Consider the following 11,638-nt stretch of genomic DNA (forward strand, 5'->3'; position numbering starts at 1 on the left):
TCCGGATTCAGGACGATACGGCCGCGCAGGCCGGCGGCCAACCAACGAATCCGCATATGCAAATCAGCGGCGGGCCAGGTGGGCGGGTGCGGGCCGGTGATCGGCACGGGAACCCGCCGGCACGGCGCCGCCGTGTCGGCGAATGCGCACACGCGCACACGCCGCCGCCGGGCGGTCGATGAACGGCTGTCGCGACCCTCAATCGGAGCCGGCCGGGCTTTCCTCGATCGAATCGACGCGATCCGGATAGAACGCGAGGTGCCCGCGGATCGCGTCGACGGCCGGATACGGCGCCTCGTAGGTCCAGACGGCATTCACGGCGCGCTCGCCGCCGACCGGAATCGAGTAATAGGCGGCGTCGCCCTTGTACGGACAGTACGTCGCGTGGTTGGTGCGTTGCAGCAGCGTCAGGTCGGCGTCCTCGCGCGGGATGTAGAACACCGCCGGGTAGGCGGCCTCGCGCAGCGCCAGCGCGCGGCGCGTATCCGCGACGACCCTGCCGGCCGCCTTGACCACGACGCGCCGCGGGTGCAGTTCGACCGTGATCGGGTGATCGGGGCCCGGCGTCTTCACCGGGCGAGCAGACGTTTCGGAGCTGACGGGCATCGTGTGTCCTCCTGGAATCGGCGGCACGGGCGCGCCGGGCGAATCCCGGCGCGCCCGTGCCGGCGTTGGCCAGCCGATACGATGCGCCATTTCGGGCGAGTCTGCAGGGGGCCGGAAGACGACGGCGCGAGACGGCCTCCCGGCGTTCGCGTGGACGTTTTCATGCACGGGCAGCGGGATGCAGCCACGACGATAAGCAACGCGAAATTAATTGGTAAGCGATCGGCGGGAGGCGCGCGAAGATCGGCCGTCTTCATTTGTATGACAGCGCTGTCCTGTCCCCGTCACCATGAAAAACGCTTTCGTTTCGTCAGCCGCGCGTCGTGTGCGTGGCGTCCCCCATGCCGCGATCGCCCTGCGCTGTCTCGCGGCGTCGCTGCTGCTCGCCGGCGCGGCCACGCACGCGCTTGCCGCGCCGTCCGGCAAGACGCTCGTGTATTGCACCGAAGGCAGCCCGGCCGGCTTCGATCCGGGCCAGCATACGACGAGCACCGATTTCGACGCGAGCACGTACCCGGTCTACAACGGGCTCGTGCAGTTCAAGCGCGGCACGCTCGATCTCGAGCCGGCGCTCGCAACGAGCTGGGACGTGTCGCCCGACCAGCGCACGATCACGTTCCACCTGCGGCGCGACGTGAAATTCCAGACCACCGCGTGGTTCAAGCCGACGCGGCCGTTCCAGGCCGACGACGTCGTGTTCACGTTCCACCGGATGCTCGATCCCGACGATCCGTTCCGCAAGGCCTATCCGGTCAGCTTCCCGTATTTCAGCGACCTCGGCTTCGACCGCAACATCGAGCGCATCGACAAGGTCGACGACTACACGGTGCGCTTCGTGCTGAAGACACCCGACGTCGTGTTCGTGCGCAATCTCGCGATGGCGTTCGCGTCGATCCTGTCGGCCGAGTATGCGTCGCAGCTCGCGGCGCGCCATCGCGAGGCCGACATCAACCAGTTCCCGGTGGGCACGGGGCCGTTCCTGCTGCGCACGTACCAGAAGGACGCGCTGATCCGCTACGACGCGAATCCCGACTACTGGAAACCGGACGACGTGAAGCTCGCGCGCCTCGTGTTCGCGATCACGCCCGATCCGGCCGCGCGCCTGCAGAAGCTGGTGGCCGGCGAGTGCCAGGTATCGGCGTTCCCGCGGCCGGCCGATCTCGATACGGTGCGGCGCGACCCGAAGCTGACGTTGTTCTCGGGGGTGGGTTTCAACGTCGGCTTCGTCGCGTACAACACGCAGCATGCGCCGCTCGATCGTGTCGACGTGCGGCGCGCGCTCGACATCGCGATCGACAAGTCGGCGATCGTGAAGACCGTGTTCAACGGCGACGCGACGATCGCGACGAACCCGATGCCGCCGGCGCAATGGTCGTACAACCCGCGGCTGAAGGACGCGCCGCGCGACCCGGCGGCCGCGAAGGCGCTGCTCGCGCAGGCCGGTTTCCCGAACGGCTTCGACCTGACGCTGTGGGCGATGCCCGTGCAGCGCCCGTACAACCCGAATGCGCAGTTGATGGCGCAGCTGATCCAGCAGGACTGGGCGAAGATCGGCGTGCGCGCGAAGATCGTCAGCTACGAGTGGGGCGAATACAACCGCCGCGCGAAGCACGACGGGCAGCACGACGCGATCCTGTACGGCTGGTCGGGCGACAACGGCGACCCCGACAACTGGCTCGGCACGCTGCTCGGTTGCGACGCGGTGCACGGCAGCAATCTCGCGAAGTGGTGCAACCGGGATTTCGAGAAGCTGGTGGACGCGGCGCGTTCCAATGGGGACGTCGCGAAGCGCACGGCGCTGTACGAGCAGGCGCAGGTCGTGTTCAAGGACCAGGTGCCGTTCACGCCGATCGCGACGTCGATCGTGTCGCTGCCGGTGTCCAAGCGCGTGCACGGGCTGACGTTCTCGCCGCTCGGCGGGCATCGCTTCGACGGGGTGTGGCTGGATTGACGGGCGGGCCGCGCGGACGGTGCTGTGGTCCGTGCGGTGTGACGATGGCAAAGGCCGGCGCGCTGCAGTGCGCGCCGGCTGCCGGCAGGTCGGGTCGGTTCAGTTGAGCGCGACCGCCGCCGCGGCTTCGACCGGCGAGCCTTCGAGCGCGACCGACGGCCGGCCGTCGGGGCCGACCGGCACGTCGCCGATGAGCGTCGTGCGATACAGCTGGCGATCGAAGTCGAGATCGAAGATGTCGACCGGCGCGAGGTGGGCGGTCGCGCGGTTGTCCCAGAACGCGATGCTGCGTGGTTCCCACTTGAAGCGGATCGTGAATTCCGGCCGCGTCACGTGTTCCCACAGCAGTTCGAGCAGCGCCTGGCTCTCGCGCGGCGTCAGCCCGACGATCGATTTCAGGAAGCTCGGGCTCACGTACAACGCGCGTTCGCCGGTCTCCGGATGCACGCGCACGAGCGGATGCTCGGTGACGAGCGGGCGGCGCTCGACCGCATCGTCGAACGCACCGGTGGCGCGCGCGCCGGCCGGCGGCGTGAAGCGGTGAATGCCGCGCAGGCCGTCGACGAAGCCGCGCAGCGACGCCGACAGCGTTTCGTACGCGCGCACGAGGTTCGTCCAGTGCGTGTCGCCGCCGTACGGCGGGATCGTCACGCCGCGCAGGATCGACGCCCACGGCGGGTTCACGGCGGCCGTCACGTCGGTGTGCCAGCCGGTCCACGGGCGGCGCACCGGTTCGCCTTCGAAGCGCGTCGCCTTGCGATGCTTCGCGATCGAGTAGACGGCCGGATGCCCGTCGACGTGCCCGAACACCGGGTGGCCGACCGTCGGCTCGCCGAACTGCGCGGAGAACGCGACATGCTGCTCGTGCGTGAGGAATTGCTCGCGGAAGAAGATGACGCGCCATTTCAGCAGCGCGGCGCGGATCGCCGCAATCTGCGGCGTGGTCAACGGTTGCGTGAGGTCGACGCCGCGGATTTCCGCGCCGATATGGGCGGACAGCGGAATCACGTCGACCGGCTGGGCGGCGGGTTCGAGTAGGGCGCTCATGCGACGCTCCTGGCGGAAGTGGAGTGGGCGGAGGGCCGACATCGTTGCGCGTGCAAGCGTCGGTCCGAAGGCGGGAAGGGCATGGTCGGTGTCCGGTAGCGTAAAGCGGGGCAGGCGCGGCGGCGCGCACGGAGCGCCGCCGCCGCGCGACGCGGGCGTTACTGCAGTGTCGCGCCCGGCCCCTTCAGCACGACGCTCTGGCGGCCGTCGATGCCGACCGGCACGTCGCCGTGCACGGTCGCGCGGCGCACGACGCGGCGCGCATCGCCGTAGTCGTTGATCGCGTAGTGCTGCGTCGCGCGGTTGTCCCAGATCGCGACGTCGCCTTCCTGCCAGTTCCAGCGCACGGTGTTCTCGAGGCGCGTCACGTGTTCATGGAACACCTGCAGCAGGTGCGCGGAATCCTGCGCCGACAGCCCCTTGAGCCGCTGCACGAAATGCCCGAGCACGAGCGTGCGTTCGCCGGTTTCCGGATGGACGCGCACGACCGGGTGCTCGGTTTCGTAGACGGTCGACGTGAACACCTCGCGGTAGCGCTTCAGTTGCGTATCGTCGGCATGCACGTGCGTCGACGCGTAGTCGTATGCGTTGGTGTGCAGCGCCCACAGCGTGTCGGCGAGCGCGCGCAGCGGGTCGGGCAGGTTCGTGTACGCGGCGGCCGTGTTGGCCCACACGGTGTCGCCGCCGAACGGCGGAATCACGACGGCGCGCAGGATCGAGATCTTCGGATACGCATCGACGAATGTCACGTCGGTGTGCCACGAATTGGCGCGCGCGCCGTGCGCGGAATCGAGTTCGAGCAGGGCTGCGCTGCCGTCGACGGACGGCACGGTCGGGTGCGCGACGGTCTTGCCGAAGCGGCGTGCGAACGCTTCCTGCGCGGTGTCGTCGAGATGCTGCTGGCCACGGAAGAACAGCACCTTGTGGCGCAGCAGCGCGGCCTGGATCGCGTCGAACGTCGCGTCGTCGAGCGTGCCTGACAGGCGCACGCCGGCGATCTCGGCGCCGATCCGGCCGGCGACCTGGCGAAGCTGGAGCGGCGTGGCGGCCGTGCGCGGTGCGGCGTGCGAAGCATTCGAAGACGGGTGAGCGGCGTGCTGGACTTCGGACATCGGGAGTCTCCTGGAGTCGGGTCGGGCGAGTCTCCATTCAAGCAGGGACCGCGCGCAATCGGAACCGATGAATCGTCACAACCTTAGCGTGTGCGCAGCGATGATCGATATGCGTCGTCATGCTGAGCAATGCGGTGCGTCGTTCGCGCTACCACGCAAGCCGCCATTCGCCGATCCGGTGCGGGCGCGGCGTGTCGATGCGCTTACCGCCCGGGCGATCGTCGCCCGGCGGTTCGTGGTCGTCGAAATCGGCGAGCACGGTGTCGCGCAATCGCGCGAATTCCGGCGAATCACGCCGGCGCGGGCGCGGCAACGCGACATCGACGATGCGTTCGATGCGGCCCGGGCGCGGCGCCATCGTCACGACGCGGTCGCCGAGATACACGGCTTCGTCGACGTCGTGCGTGACGAGGATCATCGTGATGCGCTCCTGTTCCCAGATGCGCAGCAGTTCGTTCTGCATCCGCGCGCGTGTCTGCGCGTCGAGCGCGCCGAACGGTTCGTCGAGCAGCAGCACGCGCGGGTGGTTCACGAGGCCGCGCGCGATCGCGACGCGCTGCGCCATCCCGCCCGACAGCTGGTTCGGATACGCGTGCTCGAAGCCGTTCAGCCCGACGAGCGCGACGTGATCGGCAACCGCGCGCCGCTTCGCGGCCGCGTCGAGCGGCGCGTTGCGCAGCGCGGCCTCGATGTTCTGCGCGACGGTCAGCCACGGGAACAGCCGGTGATCCTGGAACACGATTCCGCGCTGCAGCGACGTGTCGCGCACGCGTTCGGCGCCGGCCCGGATCTCGCCCGCGTAATCGGTATCGAGCCCGGCGATCAGCCGCAGCAGCGTCGACTTGCCGCAACCGCTCGAGCCGACGATCGTGACGAATTCACCGGCGCGCACGTGCAGCGACACGTCGTCGAGTACGGCGAGCGTGGCACCGCGTTGCGCGTAGTGCTTGCTCACGTGGAGGATGTCGAGCGAATCGGAGGCGAGGGTCGTCATGGCGGTGCGAGGAAGAGGGTGACGAGAAAGGAAACGGCGATCAGCGCGTCAGGTCGCCGCGCCGGGCCAGCACCTTGCGTTCGATCGCACGCGCGATCGCGTTCAGCGCCCAGCCGGTCACGCCGACGACGATGATCCCGAACAGCACGAGATCCATCCGGAACTGTTCGCTGCCGTCGATCAGCGTATTGCCGATCCCGCTGCCGGCGACCAGCAGGTATTCGGCGCCGAGCGTCGCGAGCCACGAATAGATCAGGCCGAGATACAGCCCGGTGAAAATCGACGGCAGCGCGGCCGGCAGGATCACGTGGCGCACGAGCTGGAGCCGCGAGTAGCGCAGCGCACGGGCGACGTCGACATACGCGCGCGGCACCGCGTGAATGCCGTCGCAGGTGTGCGCGGCGACGGGCAGCAGCGCGGCGAGCGACAGGAACACGACCTTGGCGACGTCGCCGAGGCCGAACCACACGGAAATCAGCGGAATCCACGCGAACAGCGAGACCTGCTTGAACGTGTCGAAGCTCGGGCCGACCATGCGTGCGGCGACGCGCGACAGCCCGAGCACGGCGCCGAGCAGCAGCCCGCCCGTCGCGCCGAGCACGAAACCGCACGCTTCACGCGCGAGCGACGCGGACAGCGCGCGGCCGAGTGCGCCGCTCGTGGCTTGCGCCCATGCGGTGCGCAACACGTCGGCGGGGCCGACGAGCAGCCCGCTGCTCACGAGGTGCGCGGAAGCGATCGCCCACCACAGCGCGAACGCGATGAGCGGCAGTACGAAGCCGCGCCAGTCGGGGGCGCGCAGGCGACGGGCGGTCGCGGTGGCGGGCGGGGTGGTGTCAGGCGCGGCGGCGGGATACGTCAAGGGCGGGACTCCTTCGATTGCGCGGGCAGGGGCGGCGCTTCAGCCGCGGAACGCGGACGGCACGCCGCGGCGCAGGCGCGCTTCGAGTGCATCGAGCAGCCGGTTGATCAGCAGGCCGACCGCGCCGACGACGATCACGGCCGCCATCACGAGGTCGAGCTGGAACAGCTGCCGCCCGTACACGATCAGGTAGCCGAGCCCTTCGGACGATGCGACGAGCTCGACGACGACGAGCGCGAGCCACGACTTCGTGAACGCGAGCCGCACGCCGGTCGCGAGCGTCGGGATCGCGGCGGGCAGCACGACGTGCACGATGCGTTGCCGCCGCGTGTAGCCGAATACGCTGGCGACTTCGTCGAGTGCGGGCGGCGTCTGACGAAACCCTTGCAACGTGCTCAGCGTGACGGGGACGAGCGCCGCATGCGCGATCAGCAGGTACTTGAGCGGCTCGCCGACACCGACGAGCAACAGCAGGAACGGTAACCAGCCGAGCACCGGAATCTGCACGAGGGCATTGAAGCTCGGCAGCACGTAGGCTTCCAGCGTGCGCGACAGCCCGAGCGCGACGCCGGTCGTGAAGCCGAGCAGCGTGCCGGCAGCGAAGCCGACCAGCACGCGCTGCAGGCTGATCAGCGTGTGGCGCACGAGGTCGCCGCTTGTCGCGAGATCCTTGAGTGCGTCGAACACGCGTTCGGGCGGCGGCAGGATCTGCGGCGCGATCCAGCCGCGCGCGCTGCCGACGCTCCACAGCGCGAACAGCAGCGCAGGCAGCAGCCACGGCGCGAGCCGCCACGACCACCGCTTCACGGCCGCCGCACGGTGCGGCGGCGCGGCGAGCGCGTGGCGTTCGGACGACGGAATGGAAAACGCGGTGTCGCTCATCGTGGCGGGTCCGGGTCAGGAAAGCGGCTTGCCGGCCGCGTCGTAGCGTGGCCAGTAGCTTTCGAGCTTCAGCGTGCGCAGCGCATTGTCGAGATACTTCGGCTCGAACCAGCCATCGACGTCGACCGGCTGGCGGATCAGCTTCAGTGCCAGCGCATCCTGCGCGACGGACTTGTAGCGCGCGACGAAGAACGGATCGATCAGCGGCGACAGGCGATCCTTCAGGCGCTGGTTCGCATAGTCGGCCTGCCACGACGACACCGGCACGCCGCTTTTCGCCCACAGCTTGAACAGCGCGTCGCGGTTCGCTTCGTCGGACGACCATTGCGCGCCCTTCACGACGGCGGTAACGACGCGCTGGACGATGTCCGGATGCGCGCGCTCGAACTCGTCGAGCACGAGCAGGTGGGTCTGGCGCGTGAGTTGCGGGCCGTCGTTCTGCGATTCGTAGATGATCTTCGCGAGCCCCGCGTCGCGCAGCTTGTACAGCTGGTAGTCGCCCACCGACGCATCGATGCCCTTCGACGCGAGCGCGGCGAGCGAGCTCGCGGCGTCGAGGTTGATCACGCGCAGGTCGCGTTCGCCGAGACCGTTCTTCGCGAGCGCGTTGTCGGCGACGAGCTGCAGGTTCGTGCCGCGGAAGATCGACACGCGGCGGTCCTTCAGGTCCTTGATCGAGCGGATGGGGGAGTCGGGCGGCACCGCGATCTTGACACCCGAGCGCACGCTTGCGGCGAGCAGCAGGCGCGTCTTGATCCCGTTCGCCCGTGCGAGCACGGCGGGCAGGTCGCCCTGGTACGCGAAGTCGAGCGCCTTGTTGGCGATCGCCTCGTTGACGGCCGGCCCCGCGCCCTTGAAGAACAGCCATTCGACCTTGATGCCGTCGGCCGCGAACTCCTTTTCGACCAGTTGCTGCAACTGCGCGGTGGCCGCACTCGAGCCACCGAACGTCGGCGGATCGCCGGCGCCTTGCTGGGCGACACCGATGCGGATGGTGGCGGGCTTGTCGGCGTGCGCGGCGGCGGCCGGCAACGCAATGAGGGACGCGATCAGCAGCGAGCGAAGCAGGCGCAGTGGAAGCATGAATCGATGGGTCCGGAACGTTGGGGGAAGCGACACCGGGCCTCAGCCCGTCGGCGCATTCTCGACGACGGCCCGGGGCCGGACAAGAAACGATTTGAACTATGCTTATCGCTGTTTTCCGGGTTGGCGCGCCGGGCGATTCATTCCATCCGGATGAGAATGGTATTCACATGCATCTGACATTCAATCAGGATTCCATTGACATCCTCCCCCGCCTGAAGACGGGATTCCTACCGCGTCTGAAATGATAATGCTTATCTCAGATCGCCTCGGCGGGTTCCTGCTTCATTGAGCGGCCCGACTGCACCGGCTCTCCACAGGCTGCAACGCGGTGTCCCCGCGCCAGAATGTTCAGAGCGCCGACGACATCGGCGTTCTCCTCGTAACTGCACTCGACACAGGCGAATTTTTCCTGCGTGGTCCGGTTTTCCGCACTCACGTATCCACAAGCCGGACACGTCCGACTTGTATTCGCGGGCGGCACCGCCACCAGCCGGCCGCCATTCCAGGCCAGCTTGTATTCCAATTGCCGCCTGAACTCGAACCACCCCTGGTCGAGGATGGCCTTATTCAGCCCAGACTTGGCCCGGACGTTCTTGCCAGGCGCATCGGTGCTGCCTGCCGCCGACCTGGACATATTCCGAACCTGCAAGTCCTCGATACACACCATCGCGTGGTTTTTGCTGATCGTGGTCGTGGCTTTGTGCAGGTAGTCGCGGCGAGTATTGCCGATGCGCGCATGGATGCGCTGGACTCTGGCCTTGGCTTTTTTCCAGTTATTGCTGAACTTGACCTTGCGGCTCATCGCACGTTGGCATCGGCGCAGACGAGCCTCATGTTTCCTGAAACTATTGAGCGGTGCGACAAACGTGCCGTCGCTCATCGTGGCGAAGCGGGCGATGCCCACATCGATGCCGATCGCGCTGGTGGCATGGGGCACCGGCTGCTCGACCTCCCGCTCGGTCTGGATCGAGACACACCACTTGCCGGCGTTGAAGCTGACCGTTGCGTTGCGCAGTTCTCCCGGCACGGGACGCGACAACCTCAGCCGCATCCAGCCCAGCTTGGGCAGGAAAATGCGCCCATTGGGCTGGTCGAGCTTGAATTGCTTGGGGTCCGGGTAGCGAAAACTGTCGCGCTGGCCGCGCTTCTTGAACTTCGGAAACGCCGCTCGCTTGGCGAAGAAGTTCTTGTAGGCCCGTTCCATGTCCTTGAGGGCGTGTTGCAACGGGTGAACGGGGGCATCCTTGAGCCATGGCGTTTCGCCTCCGTTACGCCACTCCGTCAGATGCTTGGCCATCGCTACGTAGCCAATGAACTTGCCGCCCGCCTCGTAGTTCTCCTTCTGCAACGCCAGTGCCTTGTTGTAGACGAACCGGCACGATCCGGCGAAGCGGCGCATATCGCGCTGCTGCTCGCCGTTCGGCATCAGTTCGAACTTGAAGGCCTGGAGTCGTCGCATCGGACGATTGTATGTCTGGCCCACAAGAGCGAGTCAAGCCATTCGACGTGGTCGCATTTACGTCTTTCAAGTGCTACTCGAGCATTCGTAAAAAGTCGTGGGGCGGCGCGCCGTGGTCTCCGCCTTACTTTGCCGGAAGTTGTGGCGGAGCGCCTGTCGAAATCGTTCGCAAATACATCGACCAACAGAAAACGCCCCACTAGCCGCCCGAAAGGACGCCTACGGTGTCCGCGCTATCCTTCCCCGCCCTGAAGGACGAGGTTTGACGCGCATTCCAATCAAGTCGATTGAACCCAGATGCGGAATCAGGCAATGGCCGATTGAAAAGTCGCGCTAAAGGCGAGCGCAGATTTGCACGGGGATCACTGGCTGAATCAGGGCGGAAAAGCGCGGACGGATCGCCGGGGAAATAGGATGCGAGCCCGTCATGCTTGCCGGGATGGCGGGCCGGGCGTGGCAAGGCGCACGCATTCGGATCGACCCGGCAGGCCGATAAATCGAATGAAAACAGGGCCGGTCAATTACGCACTGCAACAGCCGCCACGCCTGTGCCGATAGGCGAACCATTCGACATGCATCGAGAAAAAATGACCGTAAATGAACCGTATGGATTTCATCGTTGCACGATGAAATCCATAAATGCATCCGACGCCAAATAATTTGAATTCGCCTGAAAAATTGTCTATACCCTAGACGAATCAGCGCGGTTGCATCGTGCGGGAAGACCGCACAACGGATGCAGGCACGCAACGATCGAAGATGTCGTTGCACGCCGCGTGTTGCAGTAGTCGAGAGGATTCCGGGGGATGCGGGCGACCTCGTGCCAGGGTCTCGCGCATGCGTCGCAACGGGCGAAGGCCCTGCGCAACCGCCGGAGCAACGGAGCATCTTTGCGTTCAACGGTCGGTCACCGACCCCGTTACACGGAGGTTGCCATGCTGCAATACGTCAAGTCCCTGCTGCGTGACGAACGTGGCGTCAGCTCGCTCGAATACGCCGTGCTGGCCGGCATCGTCGTGGTCGCGCTCGCGGCGGTCGGCGTGATCCTCAGCAGCACCAGCGGCGGCCTGCCGAGCGTGTTCACGACACTGATCAACAAGGTGACGAGCCTGATCTGATCCCCTGAACCCGCGCGCCACCGACGAACACCGGGATCCGCAGCGGTAGAACGTGTCCGGCCGGGGCGTGTCGACGGACGGCTCTCCCATGCTCACGCTCGTGCAGTCGGTGGCCACGGTGTTGCTGGCCTCGCTCGCCGCGCAGGATCTGCGCGACCGGCGCCTGTCCAATCGCGCGGTGCTCGCGTTCGCGACGCTGTATTTCGTCGCGGCCGCGCTCGCGCGCGACGGATTCGCGCCGCTGGCCGGCCATGTCGCGACCGGGGCGGCGATGCTGCTGCTGTTCGGCGGCATGCGCCACGCGGGCTGGATCGGCGGAGGCGACGTCAAGCTGGCGGCCGCGGTATTCCTGTGGGCCGGCCCGGCACTGGCGTTTCCGGTGCTGACGGCCGTCGGCGCGGGCGGGTCGATGTTCCCGACCGGCAACCTCGTCGACGATCTCGCGGTGCCGGGCGTCGGCACGCTGAAGGCGACGATGATCAACGCGGGCATTCCGACGATCTTCGTCGAAGCGGAAGCGA

General features: G+C 67.1%; 11 protein-coding genes and 1 pseudogene. 4 read left to right on the plus strand and 8 right to left on the minus strand.

What is annotated here, in order from left to right; translation table 11 throughout:
- Nucleotides 1–198: 198 nt before the first annotated feature.
- Nucleotides 199–606 (minus strand): DUF427 domain-containing protein, encoded by a 408-nt coding sequence (locus G3N98_RS35325; RefSeq protein ID WP_089442892.1) that lies wholly within the window; start codon nucleotides 604–606, stop codon nucleotides 199–201.
- 289 nt (nucleotides 607–895) lie between these two features.
- On the opposite strand from G3N98_RS35325, the gene G3N98_RS35330 reads away from it, so the two are divergent.
- Nucleotides 896–2,557 (plus strand): ABC transporter substrate-binding protein, encoded by a 1,662-nt coding sequence (locus G3N98_RS35330; protein WP_206150724.1) that lies wholly within the window; start codon nucleotides 896–898, stop codon nucleotides 2,555–2,557.
- A 99-nt stretch (nucleotides 2,558–2,656) separates the two neighbouring features.
- Here the strand turns inward: G3N98_RS35330 and G3N98_RS35335 are convergent, their stop codons facing one another.
- The 7 genes from G3N98_RS35335 to G3N98_RS35365 form a co-directional block, all read right to left on the minus strand.
- Entirely contained in the window at nucleotides 2,657–3,604 is a 948-nt protein-coding gene (locus G3N98_RS35335) for a TauD/TfdA family dioxygenase (RefSeq protein WP_206150725.1), read from the minus strand.
- 158 nt (nucleotides 3,605–3,762) lie between these two features.
- Nucleotides 3,763–4,716 (minus strand): TauD/TfdA family dioxygenase, encoded by a 954-nt coding sequence (locus tag G3N98_RS35340; protein WP_206150726.1) that lies wholly within the window; start codon nucleotides 4,714–4,716, stop codon nucleotides 3,763–3,765.
- A gap of 148 nt (nucleotides 4,717–4,864) precedes the next feature.
- Entirely contained in the window at nucleotides 4,865–5,710 is an 846-nt protein-coding gene (locus G3N98_RS35345; RefSeq protein ID WP_206150727.1) for an ABC transporter ATP-binding protein, read from the minus strand.
- Between the two features lie 40 nt (nucleotides 5,711–5,750).
- Nucleotides 5,751–6,572 (minus strand): ABC transporter permease, encoded by an 822-nt coding sequence (locus G3N98_RS35350; protein ID WP_089474521.1) that lies wholly within the window; start codon nucleotides 6,570–6,572, stop codon nucleotides 5,751–5,753.
- A gap of 39 nt (nucleotides 6,573–6,611) precedes the next feature.
- Nucleotides 6,612–7,454 carry an ABC transporter permease gene (locus G3N98_RS35355; RefSeq protein ID WP_089474522.1) on the minus strand — a complete coding sequence of 281 codons (843 nt, stop codon included), beginning with the start codon at nucleotides 7,452–7,454 and terminating at the stop codon, nucleotides 6,612–6,614.
- Between the two features lie 15 nt (nucleotides 7,455–7,469).
- Nucleotides 7,470–8,537, minus strand: coding sequence for an ABC transporter substrate-binding protein (locus G3N98_RS35360; RefSeq protein WP_089427887.1), 1,068 nt, complete (start codon nucleotides 8,535–8,537; stop codon nucleotides 7,470–7,472).
- Nucleotides 8,538–8,796: 259 nt separating this feature from the next.
- Nucleotides 8,797–9,999 carry an RNA-guided endonuclease TnpB family protein gene (locus tag G3N98_RS35365; protein WP_206150728.1) on the minus strand — a complete coding sequence of 401 codons (1,203 nt, stop codon included), beginning with the start codon at nucleotides 9,997–9,999 and terminating at the stop codon, nucleotides 8,797–8,799.
- A gap of 68 nt (nucleotides 10,000–10,067) precedes the next feature.
- On the opposite strand from G3N98_RS35365, the pseudogene G3N98_RS35370 reads away from it, so the two are divergent.
- From G3N98_RS35370 to G3N98_RS35380, 3 genes and pseudogenes are all read left to right on the plus strand, one after another.
- Nucleotides 10,068–10,202 (plus strand): annotated as a pseudogene (locus G3N98_RS35370) (transposase); the annotation flags it as partial.
- A 732-nt stretch (nucleotides 10,203–10,934) separates the two neighbouring features.
- Nucleotides 10,935–11,117: a Flp family type IVb pilin gene (locus tag G3N98_RS35375; protein WP_041493341.1), complete on the plus strand. Its 183-nt coding sequence runs from the start codon at nucleotides 10,935–10,937 to the stop codon at nucleotides 11,115–11,117.
- Between the two features lie 88 nt (nucleotides 11,118–11,205).
- Nucleotides 11,206–11,638 (plus strand): A24 family peptidase (locus G3N98_RS35380; protein ID WP_206150729.1); only part of this gene is annotated, 433 nt, incomplete at its 3' end.

Source organism: Burkholderia sp. Tr-20390, assembly GCF_017104595.1.
Taxonomy (GTDB): Bacteria; Pseudomonadota; Gammaproteobacteria; order Burkholderiales; family Burkholderiaceae; genus Burkholderia.